Origin of the sequence: Amnibacterium endophyticum (assembly GCF_042680685.1) — a bacterium.
GTDB lineage: Bacteria > Actinomycetota > Actinomycetes > Actinomycetales > Microbacteriaceae > Amnibacterium > Amnibacterium endophyticum.
The window spans coordinates 1-18,470 of the sequence record NZ_JBHUEA010000029.1 but is presented as its reverse complement, the minus strand read 5'-3'; the positions used below and the strand labels follow the sequence as shown (position 1 = coordinate 18,470).

19 protein-coding genes are annotated in these 18,470 nt (G+C 74.5%); 5 read left to right on the top strand and 14 right to left on the bottom strand.

Annotated elements, in window-relative coordinates; all coding sequences use genetic code 11:
* Window positions 1-17 precede the first annotated feature (17 nt).
* Window positions 18-875, bottom strand: coding sequence for an NAD(P)H-binding protein (locus tag ACFSBI_RS14825; protein ID WP_377936275.1), 858 nt, complete (start codon window positions 873-875; stop codon window positions 18-20).
* A gap of 82 nt (window positions 876-957) precedes the next feature.
* On the opposite strand from ACFSBI_RS14825, the gene ACFSBI_RS14820 reads away from it, so the two are divergent.
* Window positions 958-1,671, top strand: a complete 714-nt coding sequence (locus ACFSBI_RS14820) for a TetR/AcrR family transcriptional regulator (protein WP_377936273.1) — start codon at window positions 958-960, stop codon at window positions 1,669-1,671.
* 95 nt (window positions 1,672-1,766) lie between these two features.
* On the opposite strand, the gene ACFSBI_RS14815 is transcribed toward ACFSBI_RS14820, so the two are convergent.
* The 6 genes from ACFSBI_RS14815 to ACFSBI_RS14790 all read right to left on the bottom strand — a co-directional run bounded on the left by ACFSBI_RS14815 (window position 1,767) and on the right by ACFSBI_RS14790 (window position 5,997).
* The gene (locus ACFSBI_RS14815; protein WP_377936271.1) at window positions 1,767-2,381 is read right to left on the bottom strand and encodes a thiamine pyrophosphate-dependent enzyme; all 615 of its coding nucleotides are present in this window, start codon (window positions 2,379-2,381) and stop codon (window positions 1,767-1,769) included.
* The gene (locus ACFSBI_RS14810) at window positions 2,378-2,878 is read right to left on the bottom strand and encodes a thiamine pyrophosphate-binding protein (RefSeq protein WP_377936269.1); all 501 of its coding nucleotides are present in this window, start codon (window positions 2,876-2,878) and stop codon (window positions 2,378-2,380) included. Before ACFSBI_RS14810 ends, ACFSBI_RS14815 begins: the two co-directional genes overlap by 4 nt.
* Window positions 2,879-2,892: 14 nt before the next feature.
* Window positions 2,893-3,372: a nucleoside deaminase gene (locus ACFSBI_RS14805; protein ID WP_377936267.1), complete on the bottom strand. Its 480-nt coding sequence runs from the start codon at window positions 3,370-3,372 to the stop codon at window positions 2,893-2,895.
* A gap of 44 nt (window positions 3,373-3,416) precedes the next feature.
* Entirely contained in the window at window positions 3,417-4,190 is a 774-nt protein-coding gene (locus ACFSBI_RS14800; protein ID WP_377936265.1) for an ABC transporter ATP-binding protein, read from the bottom strand.
* Window positions 4,187-4,933 carry an ABC transporter permease gene (locus ACFSBI_RS14795; protein ID WP_377936264.1) on the bottom strand — a complete coding sequence of 249 codons (747 nt, stop codon included), beginning with the start codon at window positions 4,931-4,933 and terminating at the stop codon, window positions 4,187-4,189. Before ACFSBI_RS14795 ends, ACFSBI_RS14800 begins: the two co-directional genes overlap by 4 nt.
* 95 nt (window positions 4,934-5,028) lie before the next feature.
* Window positions 5,029-5,997, bottom strand: a complete 969-nt coding sequence (locus tag ACFSBI_RS14790) for an ABC transporter substrate-binding protein (protein ID WP_377936262.1) — start codon at window positions 5,995-5,997, stop codon at window positions 5,029-5,031.
* A 185-nt stretch (window positions 5,998-6,182) separates the two neighbouring features.
* Here ACFSBI_RS14790 and ACFSBI_RS14785 point away from each other — a divergent pair, with 185 nt between their 5' ends.
* Window positions 6,183-6,935 (top strand): GntR family transcriptional regulator, encoded by a 753-nt coding sequence (locus tag ACFSBI_RS14785; protein ID WP_377936260.1) that lies wholly within the window; start codon window positions 6,183-6,185, stop codon window positions 6,933-6,935.
* Between the two features lie 36 nt (window positions 6,936-6,971).
* Here the strand turns inward: ACFSBI_RS14785 and ACFSBI_RS14780 are convergent, their stop codons facing one another.
* Genes ACFSBI_RS14780 through ACFSBI_RS14765 form a run of 4 tightly spaced genes read right to left on the bottom strand, consistent with a single transcriptional unit; the run spans window position 6,972 to window position 10,911 of the window.
* The gene (locus tag ACFSBI_RS14780) at window positions 6,972-7,802 is read right to left on the bottom strand and encodes an ABC transporter ATP-binding protein (protein WP_377936258.1); all 831 of its coding nucleotides are present in this window, start codon (window positions 7,800-7,802) and stop codon (window positions 6,972-6,974) included.
* Window positions 7,799-8,830, bottom strand: a complete 1,032-nt coding sequence (locus ACFSBI_RS14775) for a FecCD family ABC transporter permease (protein ID WP_377936257.1) — start codon at window positions 8,828-8,830, stop codon at window positions 7,799-7,801. Before ACFSBI_RS14775 ends, ACFSBI_RS14780 begins: the two co-directional genes overlap by 4 nt.
* Window positions 8,827-9,873 (bottom strand): FecCD family ABC transporter permease, encoded by a 1,047-nt coding sequence (locus ACFSBI_RS14770; protein ID WP_377936255.1) that lies wholly within the window; start codon window positions 9,871-9,873, stop codon window positions 8,827-8,829. The genes ACFSBI_RS14775 and ACFSBI_RS14770 overlap by 4 nt, the downstream gene beginning before the upstream one ends.
* Window positions 9,874-10,911, bottom strand: a complete 1,038-nt coding sequence (locus ACFSBI_RS14765; RefSeq protein ID WP_377936254.1) for an iron-siderophore ABC transporter substrate-binding protein — start codon at window positions 10,909-10,911, stop codon at window positions 9,874-9,876.
* Between the two features lie 203 nt (window positions 10,912-11,114).
* Here ACFSBI_RS14765 and ACFSBI_RS14760 point away from each other — a divergent pair, with 203 nt between their 5' ends.
* The 3 genes from ACFSBI_RS14760 (at window position 11,115) to ACFSBI_RS14750 (ending at window position 13,931) form a co-directional block, all read left to right on the top strand.
* Window positions 11,115-11,711: a PadR family transcriptional regulator gene (locus ACFSBI_RS14760; RefSeq protein ID WP_377936252.1), complete on the top strand. Its 597-nt coding sequence runs from the start codon at window positions 11,115-11,117 to the stop codon at window positions 11,709-11,711.
* A gap of 65 nt (window positions 11,712-11,776) precedes the next feature.
* On the top strand, window positions 11,777-13,048 hold the full coding sequence (locus ACFSBI_RS14755; protein WP_377936251.1) for a M18 family aminopeptidase: 1,272 nt from the start codon (window positions 11,777-11,779) through the stop codon (window positions 13,046-13,048).
* A gap of 67 nt (window positions 13,049-13,115) precedes the next feature.
* Window positions 13,116-13,931 carry an aldo/keto reductase gene (locus tag ACFSBI_RS14750; protein WP_377936249.1) on the top strand — a complete coding sequence of 272 codons (816 nt, stop codon included), beginning with the start codon at window positions 13,116-13,118 and terminating at the stop codon, window positions 13,929-13,931.
* Window positions 13,932-13,982: 51 nt separating this feature from the next.
* On the opposite strand, the gene recQ is transcribed toward ACFSBI_RS14750, so the two are convergent.
* From recQ to ACFSBI_RS14735, 3 genes are all read right to left on the bottom strand, one after another.
* Complete coding sequence (gene recQ / locus ACFSBI_RS14745) at window positions 13,983-15,818, bottom strand: DNA helicase RecQ (protein WP_377936247.1); 1,836 nt, start codon at window positions 15,816-15,818, stop codon at window positions 13,983-13,985.
* Window positions 15,819-16,030: 212 nt separating this feature from the next.
* Complete coding sequence (locus ACFSBI_RS14740) at window positions 16,031-16,648, bottom strand: DUF1684 domain-containing protein (RefSeq protein WP_377936245.1); 618 nt, start codon at window positions 16,646-16,648, stop codon at window positions 16,031-16,033.
* On the bottom strand, window positions 16,645-18,470 hold a 1,826-nt coding region (locus ACFSBI_RS14735; RefSeq protein ID WP_377936243.1), incomplete at its 5' end, for a DEAD/DEAH box helicase. The genes ACFSBI_RS14735 and ACFSBI_RS14740, both read right to left, overlap by 4 nt.

Here is an 18,470-nt window from a genome sequence, read left to right as displayed (position 1 = left end):
CGGACGGCGCTCCTACGTCAGTGCGCGGCGGCGGCGCTGAGCTGCTCGCGGAACCTGCGCGGCTGGCGGCCGAGCAGCTCGCCGAGCACGGGGCTCGTCCCCGCGAACCAGCCGCCGGCCGCCGCCCGGTACATGCCGAGCGTGAAGCGGGCCACCGGCTCGGGCCGGCCGGCCGCGACCTGGTCGGCGAGCCACCGGTCCTCGTCGACGACCCGGAAGCCGACCGGCCGGCCCGTCGCCTCCGCGGCGGCTGCCGCCACCTCCTCGAAGGTGGGCGCGGCGGGTGCGGTCAGCGTCACCGGGCCGTCGGCGGGGTGCTCGCTGAGGAGGATCGCCGCGGCCGCCTCGGCCGCGTCCTCGCGGGAGGTCCACGAGACCGGCCCGTCGCCGGGCACGACGACCTCGCCGGTCTCGCGCCACGGCCCGAGCAGCCAGCCCAGGCTGTGCGCGTAGAAGCCGTTGCGCAGCGACGTCCACGGCAGCCCCGACGCGGCGAGGAGCTGCTCGGTGGCGGCGTGGTCCCGCCCGGGTCCGAACGGGGTGTCGGGCGAGGCGCCCTGGTGGCTCGTGTAGAGGACGCGGCCGACGCGCGCCTCGGCGGCCGCGTCGACGGCGGTGCGGTGCAGCGCGACGGCGTCGGCGCCGGGGTCGTTCGAGGAGACGAGCAGCAGCCGGTCCGCGCCCGCGAAGGCGGCGGGCAGCGACCCGGGGTCGGCGTAGTCGCCGCGGCGGACCTCCACGCCGGCGGCCGCGAACCGCTCCGCCTTCGCCGGGTCGCGCGTGACGACGGCGAGGTCGCCGGGCGGCACGGACTGCAGCAGGCGGTCGGCGGTGGCTCCGTTGAGGGCGCCGGTGGCACCGGTGATCACGATCATGAGGACTCCGTTTCCATTGAACCGCTTTGCGCGCTACCAACGGTAACATCAACGATCCGGGTAAGTCGTTATCGTCGTTCCCATGCCGACGACCAGCAGGACCGAGCTGCGCGCGCGGATCGTGTACGTCGCCGCCGCGCTGCTCGCCGACCAGGGGGCCGGCGCCCTGACCACCCGCAGGGTGGCGGACGCGGCCGGTGTGCAGGCGCCGACCATCTATCGGCTGTTCGGCGACAAGGACGGCCTGCTGGAGGCCGTTGCGGAGCACGCGATGGCGACCCAGGCGGCCGCGAAGGCACGCATCGCCTCGGACGCCGCCGAGTCGGGGGTCGACCCGCTCGAGGACCTGGAGGAGGGCTGGCGCACCCAGATCGAGTTCGGCGTCGGCAACCCCGGCGTGTTCCGGCTCCTGAGCGACCCCGACCGGGTCCGCGGGTCGGCGGCCGCCCGCGCGGGGCGCGAGGTCCTGGTCGCCCGCGTGCGCCGGCTCGCGGAGGCGGGTCTGCTGCGCGTCGGCGAGGACCGGGCGGTCGACCTCGTGCAGGCGGCCGGGATCGGCGTCATCCAGACCCTGCTGGCCACCCCGGTCGAGCACCGCGACCCCGGCCTGTCGGACGCGATGTACCGGGGCGTGCTCGCGCAGATCCTGATCGAGGCGCCGGCGAGCGCGGAGGGCGACCCGGTCGCCGCCGCTGCCGTCACCCTGCGCGCTGCGGCCCCGCGGCTCCTCGCGCTCACCTCCGCCGAGCGCGACCTGCTCGTCGAGTGGCTCGACCGCATCGTGCAGCAGGGCTGACGCAGGCGGGACGGGCCCTCCGTGCAGGAAGCCCTGCACGCTGCTGCACCGGAGCCGGCGGAGCACGATTCGCGCTGCTGCGGCACTCGCAGGCGTCAGTTGTGCTCGCTCGGCCCCATGATCGTGATCCCCTCGCTGGCCTCGACGTGGCGGACGAAGATGTACTTGTCCTCGCGGCCGTCCGAGTGCTTGCGCCTGATCCCCGGCTCGAGGACGCCGTCCGTCTTCGCCACCACCAGGTACGGCTGCGTGGCGGCGAGACCCGCCGCGCAGTGCGCGTCGAACTCCTCGAGCGTCTCGGCGGTGAACGCCTGCGCCACCCCGGCGCCGCGAGCGATGGCTGCGAGGTCCACGCGGCCGCCGCGGGTGTGCGTGCGCGGACCGCCGATGGACTGGTACTGCTCGTTGTCCCAGACCACGATGAGGAGGTTCGGGGGCTGCTCGTTGCCGAGCGTCGCGAGGATGCCCAGGTTGAACAGCAGGCCGCCGTCCGTGTCGAGCGACACGATCCGACGGTGCGGGAGCCCCACCGCGAGGCCGAAGGCCTCCGGCGTCACGCAGCCCAGCTGCTGCTGGAACAGGCTCGCGTCGCGCATGTGCGGAGCGGCGTTGTACCACTCGTCGACGGCGCCGCCGAGCGAGAGGACGACGAGCTCGCGCTCGAGACGAGCGGCGAGGAGCCGCATGGCGGCGAATCGGCTGTAGCTCATCGGACGAGATCCCCTCCGAGGACGACTGCGGCGTGGTGGTACGACGCGTAGGCGGTGGCGTACGCGCGGACCACGGCGGTCTCGATCTGCTCGACGTCGCGCACGACGACGTAGGGGGTGCGGAGGGTCTGCAGCAGCGGTTCCATCGTGATGCCGTGCGGGATGGCCCACCAGTTGTTCTCGCCCAGCTCGCCCCGGTGGCTCATGATCATGACGACCGGTATCCCGGCGCCGAGGCCGAGGCGTGCGAGGTGCTCCGTGGCGGCACGCAGGCCCGAGTTCTCCATCACGAGCACGGCGCGCTTGCCGGACAGGAAGACCCCGCCCGCGATCGCCGCCCCCTCGCCCTCGTTCGTCACGGGGATGGTCCGGATGTCCGGATCCGCGTCCAGCGCGGGATAGAGCTCCTTCAGCAGGGAGTCGGGCAGGTAGGTGGCGACGGTGACCCCGGCGCGCTTGAGGCCCCGGAGCACGGCGTCGACCGCGTCTGATCGCATCTCGGCCTCCTCGCTCAGCGCGTCAGCTCGACCGCGGCCGTGCGGTAGAGCTCGACGCACTCGTCGCTGCGCACGCCGGTGACGAGGGCGAGGTCCCAGCCGACCATCTCGACGAAGCGCTCGATCGAGTAGTCGCGGAAGTTGAAGGCCGCGCGCCCGGGCACCCGGATGTCGGCGTTGCGCGCGCCGACCACGAGGGTGCCGAAGCCGGCCGCGAACACCGCGCCGAGACACATCGGGCAGGGCTCGCACGTGGCGTAGAACGTCGCGTCGGGAAGGTGCCTCCGGCCTGCGGCCCGCGTCGCCATGCCGGCGCACAGCGTCTCCGAGTGCGCCGTGGCATCGCAGCGCGAGACCTTGAGCGAGGGGGTCTGCGCGATCACCTCGCCGCCCAGCACGGCGACGGCGCCGAAGGGCTGCTCGCCCATCGCGGCTCCGCGGTGCGCTTCGCCGATGGCGATCCGCATGAATCGGTCGTGGTCAGTGGTGCTCATGGCTGCTTCTTCTGTCGAGAGCGGATGGGAGTCGTGCATGGAGGTCATGGGGTCCGCAGTGCGCGCCCCTCGCGGATGAGCCGGCTGATGCGCTCCTTGAGCCGGCCGTACTCGGGCGACGCGAAGGTCCCGGGACCACGGTCCGGCGCGAGCGGGTTCTCGAGCTCGTCGACGATGCGGCCGGGCCGGGTCCCCATCACGATGAGCCGGTCGCCGAGGGCGATGGCCTCGTCGATGTCGTGGGTGACGAAGAGCACGCTCCGCGACTCGGCGTGCACCAGCGCGCGCAGCTGCTCCTGCATGTCCACGCGGGTCTGCGCGTCGAGCGCCGCGAACGGCTCGTCCATGAGGATCATGCGCGCACCGCTCGCCAGGCTGCGGGCGAGCGCCACGCGCTGCCGCATGCCGCCCGACAGCTCGCTCGGGTAGCGCCGCTCGGCACCCGTGAGCTGGACGCGGCCGATCCAGTCGGCGACCGCGGCATCGCGCTGACGGCGGGGAGCACCGCTCGAGCGCAGACCGAAGGCGATGTTCCCCGCGACCGTGAGCCACGGGTAGAGCGAGTGCTCCTGGAACATCATCACGCGATCGGCACCGGGCCCGGTCACGTCACGCCCCTCGAACCGGACGGTGCCGGAGGAGGGGGCGACGAGGCCGCCGACGGTCCGCAGCACGGTCGTCTTGCCGCACCCGCTCGGGCCGAGCAGGACCACCGTCTCCCCCGGCTCGGCCGAGAAGGACACCCCCGAGACCGCCTGCACCCGCCCCGACGTCGTCGCGAACTCGATGTCGAGGTCGCGGACCTCGAGGAGGCTCACGACGTCAGCTCCCAGTGCACCACGCGGCGGCTCAGCCGGCTGAAGGCAGCATCGACGACGGCGCCGAGCAGCCCGAGGCTGATCAGCCCGACGAGCATCCGGTCCGTGCGGAAGACGCTGTGCGACTGCGTGATCAGGTAGCCGATGCCGGACGACGCGCCGGTCTGCTCCGCCGCGGCGAGCATCAGGATCGACAGCGCGAGGCCCTGCCGGATCCCGGCGACGATGAAGGGGAGCGCTCCGGGGAGCACCACCCGCCCGAACACCTCGATGCCCCGCACGCCGAGGCTCGCCGCGGTCTCCAGGTGCCGAACCGGGGTGCTCGAGGCGCCGATGTGCGTGTTCAGCCAGATGGGGAGCACCGCGCCGAGCGTGACGATGAAGATCTTCGGCAGCTCGCCGACGCCGAACCAGAGGATCGCGAACGGCACCCATGCGATTCCCGGGATCGGCCGCAGGATCTGGAGCACCGGTTCCAGGACCACCTGGAACACGAGGAGCCGGCCGGTCAGGAGGCCCATGCCGACCCCGAGCACGAGCGCGATGAGGAAGCCGGTGCCCGCGCGCCCGAGGCTCGCGCCGAGGTCGCGCCAGTACTGACCGGTCTGCATGAGCTCGACCGCCGCTCCCGCCACCGTGGACGGCGCGGGGAACAGGTTCACGTTGATGACCCCGGCCATCGCACCGAGCTGCCAGGCGGCGACCAGCACCCCGAGCGAGATCGCGGCGACGAGGGGGAACACCCGGGCGGGAAGGGTCCGGCGCGCCGTCCACGCCCGAGCGGCGGGGCCCTGCGCCCCTCGCCCGGACCGGTCCAGCGCCCGTGACGTCGCGACCGTCACCACGTGTGGAACATCGACGCGAAGTCGGGCACGTCGCCCGAGACGCTGCCGTTCTCGGTCAGCAGCGCAGCGACGTCCTTCATCTCGTCGACCACCGCCTCGTCCGCGGGTGCCGTCTTGAAGGTGTAGTCCTCCCACACCGTGCGCAGGGTCTGCTCGTCGATCTGCGCGGCCTCGGCGACCGCGGCCGCCGCCTTCCCCGGATCCTCGGTCAGGGTCGCGTCGGCGGATCCGTAGGCCTCGAGGAAGCGCTCGACCGTGTCCGGGTTCTCGTCGAGGTAGGCCCGCGTGGTCCCGATGAGGTAGTTCTGGGTGTAGTCGTAGGGCAGCGCGACGACGTCGTCGCCCAGCTCCTCGATCGTCTTCGTCGCGTTCGGCTGCCAGGGGTTCACCGCGTCGACCGAGCCGGAGGCGAGAGCGCTCGTCATGTCGGCGGGCGAGATGTTGACCAGCTCGACCGACTTCACGTCGACGCCGTTCTCGGTCAGGAAGCTCGTGAGGGCGATCTCGGAGCTCGTGCCGGTGGTCACGCCGACCCGCTTGCCGACGAGGTCCCCCGCCTCCTCGATGCCCGAGTCGGCGTCCGCGAGGACGTTCCAGGAGCCCCAGGTCCCGCCGCGTCCGAGCACGACCACGTCGTTGCCGGCGTAGGCGGCCGAGACCACGTTGGACGCCGACACCTCGGCGATGTCGGCGCCTCCGCCCAGCAGTGCCTGCAGCGCCTCGCGCCCCGTGGCGAACTCGGTCTGCTCCAGGTCGATGCCCGCTTCCTCCCAGCCCCCCTCGTTCGCGACGACGTGCGGCTGAGCCCATGACATCGGCGACGTCGCAGCGAGCCGGACGACCGCGTCCTGCGCGGGCGCTCCGGACTCGCTCGTGGTCGCGGCGCTGCAGCCGGCGAGCGCGAGCACCGCAGTGGTCGCCACGGCGAGCATGGAGGTCGTTGCGCGGATCGAGCGGTTCACATTCGGCTCCTCTGGTGGTGGTGCCATCACCGTAGGAAGACGAGGTTTCGATCGTGTTTCACATGTCAGACATTTAGAAGTCGCCCGATCGGTGCCGCACGAGGTCGTCCATAGGATTGCCCGCGGCGCTGCCCGCGATCGGGCGGACGCCAGGACCTCTCGGCCTACCGCGATCAGGAGAGCCCATGGCTGCGCCTCCCTCCCTCGCGGCCCCCGGGGGCGGCGCCCCCAGCGAGGCGCTCGTCCGGGCCTTCTGGGCCGAGTCCGCTGCGACCGGCGCCCCCTGGCCGTCCGAGCCCGACCTCGCCGTCGCCCTCGGGGTGAGCCGGCCCGCCCTTCGGGAGTCGCTCACCCGGCTCGAGGCGGAGGGCCTCATCCGGCGCCGACGCGGCGACGCGACCTACGTGAACGCTCCCGCGGCACGCATCGTGACCAGGTTCGACCAGCAGGCCCGCTTCGAGCTCGCCCTCGAGGACGCCGGCCTGGTGGCCGAGGCCGAGCACCTCTTCGCGGAGCAGGTGGTCCTCGACGACGCGACGTGCCAGCAGCTCGGCGTGCCGACGGGCGCACCCGGCCTGGCGATCGGCAAGCGCTGGCGCGCCGACGGCCGAGTGGTCATGGTGGCACTCGACCGCATCCCCCTCGTGCGGAGCGATGGAGGACGCCTCCCGCTGCCGGATCCGCTGCAGACGCCGGTGCGGCTTTTCCCCCTGATGCAGGCGCTGCGGCCCGACCCGATCGAGTGGGAGATCGCGACACCGGGCGCTTCGCGACCCTCGCGCCAGGAGGCCGAGTGGTTCGAGGACGCGAGCCTGGAAGCCGTGCTCACGCTCGACCTGCTCGGCGTGAGCCGGCGCGGCGACGTCTACTACCGCAACCGCGAGCTCCACCGCCCGGGAGCCGTGCCGTTCGGCTTCGTGCGCAGCATCCGGCACTGACGTTCGCGGAAGGCGCTCGCAGGCCGCCCCGGCGCATCAGCCGGCGTGGAGAGGTCGGTCCGGATCAGGAGCGGCGCGGTGCCGGCCGATCGGGACGACCATCGGGCGTCCCGACACCGGGTCCGGGACCACGCGGCTCTCGAGCCCGAACACCTCGCGCACCACCGTCTCCGTCAGCACCTCGTCGGGCGGGCCGGAGGCGTGCACGGCCCCGTCCGCCACGGCGACGAGGTGGTCGGCGTAGCGCGCGGCCAGGTTCAGCTCGTGCAGCACCATCACGACCGTCGTGCCGCGCGAGCGGTTCAGGTCGGTCAGCAGGTCCAGCACGTCGATCTGGTGGCTGACGTCGAGGAAGGTGGTCGGCTCGTCGAGCAGCAGCACGTCGGTGCGCTGCGCGAGCGCCAGCGCGATCCACACCCGCTGCCGCTGGCCGCCCGACAGCTCGTCGACGGGCCGGTCGGCGAGCTCCGTCGTCCCGGTCAGCAGCAGCGCCTCCTCGACGGCGGCCTCGTCCTCCGCGCTCCAGCGGCCGAGCAGGCCCTGGTGGGGGTGGCGTCCGCGCGCGACGAGGTCCGCGACCGCGATCCCCTCCGGGGCGATCGGCGACTGCGGCAGCAGCCCGAGCGTGCGGGCCACCTGCTTCGTCGGCATCCGGTGCAGGTCGCGGCCGTCGAGCACGACTCGTCCGGAGCGCGGGGCGAGCAGGCGCGCGAGCGCCCGCAGCACCGTCGACTTGCCGCAGGCGTTCGCGCCGACGATCGCCGTGATCGCGCCGGGCGGCACCGCGAGATCGAACCCGTCGGCGACCACGCGGTCGCCGTAGGCCAGCACGACGCCCTCGGCGGCGAGGCGGTGCTCGGCGGTCACAGCGCACCCCCGGCCCGGTTGGTGCGGACGAGCAGCCAGAGCAGGAAGGGCGCACCGAGCGCACCGGTGACGACCCCGACCGGGTAGCGGGTGCCGAGCAGCGTCTCCCCGGCGAAGTCGGCGACGAGCACCAGCAGGGCTCCCGTCAGCGCGGACGGCAGCAGCAGCGAGGCGCCCGGTCCGACGACGCGGGCGGCGATCGGCCCCGCGAGGAACGCGACGAAGGCGATGGGCCCGGCCGCGGCGGTCGCGAAGGCGACGAGCCCGACCGCCGCCACGACGGAGAGGATGCGGACGCGCTGCACCCGCACGCCGAGCGCTGCTGCACCGTCGTCGCCGAGGCGCAGCAGCCCGAGGCCGCGCGACTGGACGCCGAGCACGGGCGCGGCCACGAGCAGCGCGAGCGCGACCGGGGTCAGCTGCTCCCAGGAGGCGTTGTTGAGGCTGCCCGTCAGCCACCGCATCACCACCTGCAGGTCGGTGTTCGCCGCCCGCAGCAGCACGGCGGCGACGACGCTCTCGAGCATCGCGGCGACGCCGATGCCGATGAGGATCAGGCGGGTGTCGGCGATCCCGCCGCGGTACGACAGCAGCAGGATCGCACCCGCCACGACGAGCGCGGCCGCGACGGCGAGCAGGGACGTCGCGCCGGCGTCGAGACCGAGCACCACGATGCCGAGCACCGCCGCGGCGCTCGCACCCGAGCTGATGCCGATGACGTCCGGCGCCGCGAGCGGGTTCCGCAGCATCGTCTGGAACGCGACCCCGCCGAGCCCGAAGGCGGCGCCCGTGAGGACCCCCTCCACGGCGCGGGGCAGCCGCAGCTCCCCCACCGTGAACGACGCGCCGGGCACGGTCTGCCCGAGCACCACCCGCACGACCTCCGCGGGCGAGTAGACGGTGTCCCCGACCATCAGCGCGACCGCGAACATCACCGCGACGAGGCCCGCGAGCACGAGGACCGCGGCCCGACGGCGGCGGATCCGCGCCCGCCTGCCGACCGCGGGCGCCGACACGATCGCGGTCACAGCGCCCGCACCCGGGAGCGGCGGACGATCCAGATGAAGACCGGAGCGCCGAGCAGCGCGGTCACGATGCCGACGTCGACCTCCGCGGGTCGCGCGACGAGCCGGCCGAGCACGTCCGCGGCGGTCAGCAGCACGGCGCCCACGAGCGCGGACGCGGGCAGCAGCCAGCGGTGGCGGGGGCCGACCAGCAGGCGGCAGAGGTGCGGGACCGCGAGCCCGACGAAGCCGATCGGCCCCGCGGCCGCGGTGGCTGCACCGGCCAGCAGGACGCCGCCCGCCGCGGCGAGGAGCCGGGTCCGGCCGACCCGCGCGCCGAGCCCCGCCGCGACGTCGTCGCCGAGCGCGACGGTGTCGAGGCCGCGGGCGGACACGAGGGCGAGCAGCGCGCCGACGGCGAGGAACGGCAGCACCTGCGCGGTGCGGGCGGCGTCCGCGCCGCCGACGCCGCCGACCTGCCAGAACCGGAACTGGTCCATCACGTCGACCCGCGGCAGCAGCACGGCGCTGATCAGCGCGCTGAAGGCCGCGGACGAGGCGGCACCCGCGAGCGCCAGCTTGAGCGGCGTCGCCCCGCCGCGCCCGGCCGACCCGACGGCGTAGACGAACGCGGCGGCGACCGCGGCGCCGGCGATCGCGACCCAGATGTAGGCCGCCGGGCTCGTCAGACCGAAGAAGGCGATGCCGACGACGACGGCCAGGGACGCGCCGCTGCTGACGCCGAGGATCCCGGGGTCCGCGAGCGGGTTCCGGGTCACCCCCTGCATCACGGCCCCGGACAGGCCGAGGGCCGCGCCGACCAGCAGCGCGAGCGCCGTCCTCGGCACCCGCTTCTGCACGGCCGCCGCCGCGATCCCGCCGGGGTCGCCCAGCACCCCCGCCACGACGTCGGGCCACGCGACCGCCCGCACGCCGAAGGCGACCGACGCGGCGGCGACGAGCACCACCGCGACGACCGCGGCGACGATCCAGCCGACGCGGACCGGCAGCGGCCGTCGCGCGGGACGCGCGACGGCCGGCCGGACGGGGTGGGCGACGTGGAGCACTCAGACCTTCTGGGCCGCCGCCGCGAGGCGCTCGACGTAGTCGTCGATCCCCCAGCCGATCGACAGGGGCGACGGGTTCGCGGATGCCGCGAGCGGGCCGTCGGCCCCGAGCACGACGACCGAGCCGCGCTTCACCGCCGGGATCCGGCCGAGCAGGGGGTCCGCCTGCATCGCCTTCAAGGTCTCGGCGGACCCGTAGAGCACGAGGACGTCGACGTCGTCGAGCCGGTCGGAGGCCTCCGCGCTCAGCTCCGTGTAGAAGGCGTCGGACTTCGCGCTCGCGGCCTTCACCACCTCCGGCGTCGTCATCCCGAGCTGCTCGAAGAACGCGGCCCGCGGGTCGTGCGTCGTGTAGACGTACAGCGACCCGAGGTCGGTCGCCCCCTTCGGCGAGACGAAGGCGACGCTGCGGCCCGCGATGGAGGGCTGCTTCTCGGCCGCGGCGGCGACCTGCTCGTCCAGCGAGGCGACCAGGGCCTCGCCCTGCGCCTTCATCCCCATGCCCTCGCTGTCGAGCACGATCATGTCGTCGAGCGAGGTGGTCCACGGCTGGTCGGGGTAGGCGACCACCGGGGCGATCTTGCTGAGGGTGTCGTAGTCGTCCTGGCTGAGGCCCGAGTAGGCAGCGAGGATGACGTCGGGCCGGGTGTCCGCGACCGCCTCGAAGTCGATGCCCGACGTCTCGTCGAAGAGCGTCGGCGTCTTCGCGCCGAGCGCCTTCAGCCGGTCCTCGACCCAGGGCAGGACGCCGTCGCCGTCGTCGTCGCCGAAGGTCGCCTTCGGCATGCCGACGGGGACCACGCCGAGCGCGAGCGGCACCTCCTGGTTCGACCACGCCACCGTCGCCACCCGCGTCGGCTTCTTCTCGATCGTCGTCTCGCCGAACGCGTTCGGGATCGTGATCGGGTAGGTCGTGCCGTCGGACGACGAGGCGCTCGGGGTCGTCGAGCCCGGAGCGGTCGCTCCGGAGCAGCCGGCGAGGACGAGCAGGGCGGCGCCCGCCGTGGCGAGGGCGGGCAGCAGGCGCGGGAGGCGCATCCGGTCTCCGTTCGGGTTAGTTAGGTGAGCCTAACCTTCCTCAGCCCGACCCCGTCAACCCGGAGAGAGCCCGCAGATCCAGCCTGCGACCTCCCGGAGCACCGTCTGCGCGTCGACGAAAGCCCGCCGGACCCCTTGCGCGACGATCTTCTCCGATATATCGTGACAGCACGCTTCACCGACACGACCTCAAGGAGGAAGACATGCACCACCACCACGACGGAGGCCCCGGCATGCGGGGCCGCTTCGAGAACGGACGCTCCGGCATGCGCGGACCGCGCGGCGGCTTCGGCGGCTGGGACGCGTTCGACCCCGCCCGCGGCATGCGCGGCTTCGGCGGCCCGGGCTTCGGCCCGCACGGCCCGCGAGCCCGCCGCGGCGACGTCCGCAGCGCGATCCTCGGCCTGCTGGCCGACGCGCCGTCCAACGGCTACGGCCTGATCAAGGCCATCGGCGAGCGCACCGACGGCGCCTGGACCCCCAGCCCCGGCTCGGTCTACCCGACCCTGCAGCAGCTGGAGGACGAGGGCCTCGTCGCGCAGGACGGCGGCCCGCGCAGCGCCTACTCGCTCACCGATGCCGGCCGCACCTACGTGGACGCGCACCGCGACGAGATCGACTCGGCGTTCCGCAGCGCGGGCGACCGCCTGGGCGGCGGCGAGCCCCTGATGGCGGCGTTCAGCAAGCTGGCCGGCGCGGCCGTGCAGTTCCGCAGCGGGGTCTCCCCCGAGCAGCGGGCCCGCGCGACCGAGAAGGTCGACGAGCTGCGTCGCGAGCTGTACCGCATCCTCGGCGAGTGAGCCGAGCGCCACGAGGGGGTCGCATCGCCAGCAGCGGTGCGGCCCCCTCGTGCTTGCATGGGCGGATGGACCTCAGCGCGCACCTGGACGACCTGGCCGGCTTCGTCGGCGCCTCGCCCAGCTCCTTCCACGCCGCCGCCGAGGTCGCCCGCCGCCTGACCGCAGCAGGCTGGACCCGACTCGACGAGACCGCCGACTGGTCGGAGACCGTCCGGCCGGGCGCGCGGGTGCTCGTCGTCCGCGACGGCGCGGTCGTCGCGATCGCGGTGCCCGACGACGCGAGTGCGACCACGCCCTTCCGGGTGCTCGGCGCCCACACCGACTCCCCCGGCCTCAAGCTGAAGCCGGTGCCCGGCACCGGCTCGTCCGCCTGGCGGCAGGCCGCGGTCGAGGTCTACGGCGGCCCGCTCCTGCCCTCGCTCTTCGACCGCGAGCTCGAGCTGGCCGGCCGCGTCGTCGCCGTCGACGGCACCGAGCACCTCGTCCGCACCGGCCCGTGGGCGCGGGTGCCGCACCTCGCCATCCACCTCGACCGCGACGCGAACTCCGGGTTCACCGCGGACCGTCAGCGCGACCTGCAGCCGGTGCTCGGCGCGGGCGTCGGCCCGGACCTGCTCGACGAGCTCGCCGCGCTGGTCGACCTGCCCGTCGACGCGGTCGCGGGCTTCGACCTCATCACCTGCGACACCCAGCCGCCGCGGCGCTTCGGCATCGACGGCGACCTCTTCGCCTCCCCGCGCCTGGACAACCTGACCAGCGTGCACGCCGGGCTCACCGCGCTCGAGGCGCTGGAGCCCGGCGGGGCCATCGCGGTGCTCGCGGCGTTCGACCACGAGGAGGTCGGGTCGGAGACGCGGTCGGGCGCCGCCGGCCCGCTGCTCGCCGACGTGCTGGAGCGGGTCACCCTCGCCCTCGGCGGAGGCCGGGCCGAGTCGGCGCGGGCGATCGCCGCCTCCTGGTGCCTCTCGGCCGACGCCGGGCACGCCGTCCACCCGAACCGGGGCGACCGCCACGACCCCGTGGTGCGCCCGGTCGCGGGCGGCGGGCCGCTGCTCAAGGTGAACGCGGTGCAGCGGTACACCACCGACGCGCCGGGCACGGCGCTCTGGAGCCGGGTCTGCGGGGCCGCGGACGTGCCGTGGCAGCCGTTCGTGTCGAACAACGACGTGCCGTGCGGCTCCACGATCGGGCCGATCACGGCGACGCGGCTCGGTATCCGCACGCTCGACGTCGGGACGCCGCTGCTCTCGATGCACTCCGCGCGCGAGCTGTGCCACGTCGCGGACCCGGGCCGGCTGGCCGCGGCGGCCTGCGTGTTCCTCGCGGCCGCCGAGTAGCCGCGGACCGTCCGCCCAGGGCGGCTGCGTAGCGTCGTCGGGTTCCACGACGCTCCAGGAGGCTCCCGTGCCCGCGCTGACCGACACCTTCACCATCGCCGACGACGTCCGCATCCCGAAGATCGGGTTCGGCACCTGGCAGATCCCGGACGGGTCCGAGGCGTACGACGCGGTGCGGTCCGCGCTCGACGCCGGCTACCGGCACATCGACACGGCGCTCGCCTACGGCAACGAGGAGAGCGTGGGCCGGGCCGTCCGCGACAGCGGGATCGATCGCGACGAGCTCTTCATCACCACGAAGCTGCCCGCCGAGGTGAAGGACGCGGACGGGGCCCGCGCCGCGTTCGAGCGGTCGCAGTCGGGGCTCGACCTCGGCGTCGTCGACCTCTACCTGATCCACGCCCCCTGGCCGTGGAGCAGCATCGGCAGCGACCACCGGGACGGCAACATCGCCGTCTGGAAGGTGTTCGAGCAGCTCTTCGCCGACGGACGGGCCCGCTCCATCGGCGTCTCGAACTTCTCGGTCGAGGACCTCGAGTCGCTGACCGGCGCGACCGACGTGCAGCCGCACGTGAACCAGATCGAGTGGCACGTCGGCAAGACGCAGGGCGCGGTCACGCGCTGGTGCCAGGCCCGCGGCATCCTCGTCGAGGGCTACTCCCCGCTCGCGACCGGTCGCCTGCTCGACGAGGGCGCGCTGCAGCAGGTCGCGGAGCGCGTCGGCCGCACCCCGGCGCAGGTCGCGATCCGCTACCTGCTCGAGCGCGACGTGCTGCCGCTGCCCAAGTCCGTGACGCCGTCGCGGATCCGCGAGAACGCCGACGTCGACTTCTCCCTCGACGCCGCCGAGCTCGCCGCGCTGGACGGCGCCGAGGAGCGCTGACCCCGCTCTCCGTCCCCGCGCGGCCACCGGGTGCGCGCAGGGCGCGGCGGCTCAGTCCGCGAGGAGCTCGAGCACCGCGTCGCCGTAGCGCTCGAGCTTCGCCGCGCCGATGCCGCTGATGCCGCCGAGCGCCTGCGTCGACCGCGGGCGCTCGGTCGCGAGCGCCTTCAGGGTCGCGTCGCCGAACACGACGTAGGCGGGCACGCCCTGCTCCTTCGCCTGCCCAGCGCGCCAGGTGCGCAGGCGCTCGAACAGCTCGTGCGCCTCGCCCGTCAGGTCGGCCGCGACCGGTCGCGCGCGCTTCGCTCCGGCTCCGCTCGACGCCCGCTCCAGGTCGTGGCGCAGCCGCACCTCCGCCTCCCCGCGCAGCACGTCGGCGGCCTGCGGGCCGAGCCCGAGCGCGCCGTGGTCGTCGGTCACGACGACCCCCTGCGCGATCAGCTGGCGCAGCACGCTCTTCCACCCGCGGTCCGACAGGTCGGCGCCGACCCCGAACACGCTCAGCTCGTCGTGCCGGTGCTGCTCCACCTTCGCCGTCCGCTTCCCGCGGAGGATGTCGATCACCTGCGTCGCGCCGAAGGACTGGCCGCGCTCCCGCCGCAGCCGGACGATCGTCGACAGCAGCTTCTGCGCCGGCACCGTGCCGTCCCACGTCTCGACGGGGTTCAGGCAGGTGTCGCAGTTGCCGCAGTCCTGCTCGGTTGGCTGCCCGAAGTACGCGAGCAGCTGCCGGCGCCGGCAGGTCACCGTCTCGCACAGCGCGAGCATCGCGTCGAGGTTCGCGCTCTGCTTCCGCTTGTGCGCCGCGTCCCCCACGCTCTGGTCGATGAAGCGGCGCTGCTGCACCACGTCCTGCAGCCCGTAGGCGAGCCAGGCGGTCGACGGCAGCCCGTCGCGACCCGCGCGGCCGGTCTCCTGGTAGTAGCCCTCCACCGACTTCGGCACGTCGATGTGCGCGACGAACCGGACGTCGGGCTTGTCGATGCCCATGCCGAAGGCGATCGTCGCGACCACGACCACGCCGTCCTCCCGCAGGAAGCGCGACTGGTTGCGGGCCCGGATCCGCGCGTCGAGACCCGCGTGGTACGGGATGGCGTCGACGCCGCGCTCCGCGAGCCAGTCCGCGGTCTGCTCGACCGCGTTGCGCGACAGCGCGTAGACGATGCCCGCGTCACCCGCGTGCTCGGTGCGGATCAGCGAGAGCAGCTGCTGCTTCGGGTCGTCCTTCGGCACGATCCGGTACTGGATGTTCGGCCGGTCGAAGGAGGAGACGACGTGCTTCGCGCCCTCGAGGTGCAGCCGCGCGGTGAGCTCGCGGTGGGTCGCCTCGGTCGCCGTGGCGGTGAGGGCCATCGTCGGGACGCCCGGCCAGCGCCCCACGAGGTCGGCGAGCTCGAGGTAGTCGGGCCGGAAGTCGTGCCCCCACTGCGACACGCAGTGGGCCTCGTCGATCGCGAACACGGAGAGGCCGGGGCCCGCGGCGACGCGGTCGAGCAGCCGCCGCACCGAGTCGAGGGCGAGGCGCTCGGGGGCGATGTAGACGAGGTCGACCTCGCCCGCGAGCAGGTCGCGCTCGACCTGCATCCGCTCGTCGGGGCTCTGGGTGGAGTTCAGGTACTCGGCGCGCACCCCGACCGCCCGCAGGGCGTCGACCTGGTCGTGCATCAGGGCGATGAGCGGCGAGACCACGAGGCCCGTGCCGCGGCGCACGAGCGCGGGCACCTGGTAGCAGAGGGACTTGCCGGCGCCCGTCGGCATCAGCACGACCGCGTCGCCGCCGCCGATCACCGCGTCGACGACCTCCGCCTGCCGCCCGCGGAAGGCGTCGTACCCGAAGACCCGCTGCAGCACCTCGACGGCGGCGCCTGGCGGCGCGGAGACGGACATGCGGCGGAGTGTAGGCGGGCCCGGCGACACCGCGACCTGGGGAGGAGCGGACCGGCCCCGCGACGGCGAGCATGCCCGCAGGGCCCCGCGCCCCTCGGCGGGAACCGTCGAGCCCGTCAGCAGGAACGAGGAGCATCAGCAGGAAGCCGCGGCCGCGTCCTTCCTGCTGATGCTCCTCGTTCCTGCTGACGGGCTCAGCCGCGAAAGGGGCGTCAGTGCTCCGCGAAGACCCGTTCGCCGACCGGGACCTCCACCTCGAGCACGTTCCCGGGCGGCGCGAGCGGGCACGCCCACTCCGGGTCGTACGCGCACGACGGGTTGTAGGCGAAGTTGAGGTCGAGCACCAGGCGGTCGCCGACCCGGCCGAGGTCCGCGCCCTTCACCGTGTCCAGCAGGTAGCGGCCGCCGCCGTAGGTGCCGCCCGGTCGGCCGGCGGAGGCGTCCTTCACCGGCACGAACAGGCCGCCGCCGTAGGACGCGAGCCACCAGACGTCGAGCGTCCCGAGGTCGCCGAGCCGCACCCGCCCCGCCCGCTCGAAGGGGACGACGCCGTCGGTGCCGGTCGGGACCTCGAGCCGTGCGGGCTCCGCAGCCTCCAGCCGCGCCTCGAAGCGGAAGGCCGGGTCGTAGGCGGGCACCGCGAGGCCGTCGAAGCCCTCCCGGTCCTCGGGCAGCAGCGGGGTCGACGGGTGCGCCCGGAACAGGTCGTCGCGCTGCATGCGCCACGAGGCATGCGCCTGCGCGGGGTCCTCCGACGCCCGCACCTCGGCGTAGAGGCCGTGCACGCGCTCGCGCCAGTCCGCGAGCGCGAGCGCGCCCTCCGGGCTCACGCCTGCAGCGCGGCGACGGGGTCGTCGCCCTCGCGCACCGTGACGAACGCGGCCTCGACGCCGGCGCGGTCGAGCAGCTCGGTCATCCGCCGGCGGCGCCGCGGGTTGATGAGCGTCACGACGGTGCCGGAGGCCCCCGCCCGCCCGGTGCGGCCGGAGCGGTGCAGGTACGTCTTGTAGTCCTCCGCCGCGTCCGCGTGGATCACGAGCTCGATGTCGTCGACGTGGATGCCGCGAGCCGCGACGTCCGTCGCCACGAGCGTGGACACCCGGCCCTCGCTGAAGCGCTGCAGGTTGCGGGTGCGGCGCGCCTGGTTCAGGTCGCCGTGCAGGCTCTCCGCCCGCACCCCGGCGTCGTCGAGGTCGTCGGCCAGCTGCTCCGCGAAGGCGCGGGTGCGGGCGAACACGAGCACCCGCTCCGCCGAGGAGATCAGCGCGGTGAGCACGTCGAGCTTGGCGCCCTGGTCGATGACGAGCACGCGGTGCTCGGCGCTGCCCGCGCCCTCCGCGTCGGCGACCTCGTGCACCGAGGGGTTCGGCAGGAACTCGTCGACCAGCTGCGCGACGGCGGCGTCCAGCGTCGCGGAGAAGAGCAGCCGCTGCCCGTCCTCGGGGACGCGGCGCAGCAGGCGCTGCATCGGCTCGAGGAAGCCGAGCTCGGCCATGTGGTCGGCCTCGTCGAGCACGGCGATCTCGATGGCGGAGAGGTCGAGGCGGCCCTGCTCCAGGAGGTCCTCGATGCGGCCGGGGGTGCCGATCACGATGTCGACGCCCTTGCCGAGCGCGCCGACCTGGCGGCCCTGCGGCACGCCGCCGACGATCTGCGTTGTGTAGAGGCCGACGGCGCGGGCGATCGGCTGCACGGTGCGGTCGATCTGCAGCGCCAGCTCGCGCGTCGGGGCGAGGATCAGCGCGCGCGGCGGGCGGCCCATGCGCCGACCGGTGCCGCTGCGGCCCGACTCGGCCCAGTTGCGCATCAGCCGCTCGACGAGCGCGGCGCCGAACGCGATCGTCTTGCCGGAGCCGGTGCGCCCGCGACCGAGCACGTTGCGGCCGGTCAGCGCCATCGGGATCGTGGCGGCCTGGATCGGGAAGGGCTCGGTCGCGCCGAGCTCCGCGAGCGCGTCCGTGATCCGCGCGCCGAGCCCGAGGTCGGCGAACGAGCTGCCGGCCACCTCGTCCGCGGTCACGACCTCGGCGTCGAGGCGCTCGAGCACCACGTCCTCCGGCGCCTGCCAGTGGGCGGCGCGCTCGTCGCGCTGCGGTGCGGCGTCACGGCGGGGCCGGTCGTCGGAGCGGCGCGGGCCGTCCTCGAAGCGGCGCGGCCGGTCGTCGCGACGCGGCCGGTCGTCCCGGCGCGGGCCGTCCTCGAAGCGGCGCGGGCGGTCGTCGCGACGCGGCCGGTCGTCGAAGCGGCGACCGCGGTCGTCGGAGCCGTGCGGCCGGTCGTCGCGGGGAGGCCGGTCGTCGGAGCGGCGCGGGCCGTCCTCGAAGCGGCGGGGCCGGTCGTCCCGGCGCGGGACGCGGTGCTCGCGGCGCTCGCGGCGCGGGCGCTCGTCGGCACCGCGGAAGGGCCGCTCACGCGTCCCGTGCGAGGCGTGCTCCTCGCGCTCCGGGCGGCGGTCGGCGCGCCGGTCGTCGCGATCGGTGCGGCCGCGGCGGTCGTCCTCGCGGAACGGCCGATCCCGCTGGGGGCGCTCGGTGCGCTCCGGGCGCGAGGAGGACCGCTCGTTGCGGGGCGCCTCGTCGCGGTCGCGGAAGGGGCGACGGTCGTCGCGGACGCGCTGCTGGCGGTCGTCGCGGCCGCGGAACGGCCGGTCGC

What these genes read in the sequence shown, in the direction of transcription:
- ACFSBI_RS14825 (WP_377936275.1), bottom strand. Translation starts at nt 875, where the DNA reads ATGATCGTGATCACCGGTGCCACCGGCGCCCTCAACGGAGCCACCGCC.
- ACFSBI_RS14820 (WP_377936273.1), top strand. Translation starts at nt 958, where the DNA reads ATGCCGACGACCAGCAGGACCGAGCTGCGCGCGCGGATCGTGTACGTC.
- ACFSBI_RS14785 (WP_377936260.1), top strand. Translation starts at nt 6,183, where the DNA reads ATGGCTGCGCCTCCCTCCCTCGCGGCCCCCGGGGGCGGCGCCCCCAGC.
- recQ (WP_377936247.1), bottom strand. Translation starts at nt 15,818, where the DNA reads ATGTCCGTCTCCGCGCCGCCAGGCGCCGCCGTCGAGGTGCTGCAGCGG.
- ACFSBI_RS14760 (WP_377936252.1), top strand. Translation starts at nt 11,115, where the DNA reads ATGCACCACCACCACGACGGAGGCCCCGGCATGCGGGGCCGCTTCGAG.
- ACFSBI_RS14815 (WP_377936271.1), bottom strand. Translation starts at nt 2,381, where the DNA reads ATGAGCTACAGCCGATTCGCCGCCATGCGGCTCCTCGCCGCTCGTCTC.
- ACFSBI_RS14805 (WP_377936267.1), bottom strand. Translation starts at nt 3,372, where the DNA reads ATGAGCACCACTGACCACGACCGATTCATGCGGATCGCCATCGGCGAA.
- ACFSBI_RS14765 (WP_377936254.1), bottom strand. Translation starts at nt 10,911, where the DNA reads ATGCGCCTCCCGCGCCTGCTGCCCGCCCTCGCCACGGCGGGCGCCGCC.
- ACFSBI_RS14810 (WP_377936269.1), bottom strand. Translation starts at nt 2,878, where the DNA reads ATGCGATCAGACGCGGTCGACGCCGTGCTCCGGGGCCTCAAGCGCGCC.
- ACFSBI_RS14755 (WP_377936251.1), top strand. Translation starts at nt 11,777, where the DNA reads ATGGACCTCAGCGCGCACCTGGACGACCTGGCCGGCTTCGTCGGCGCC.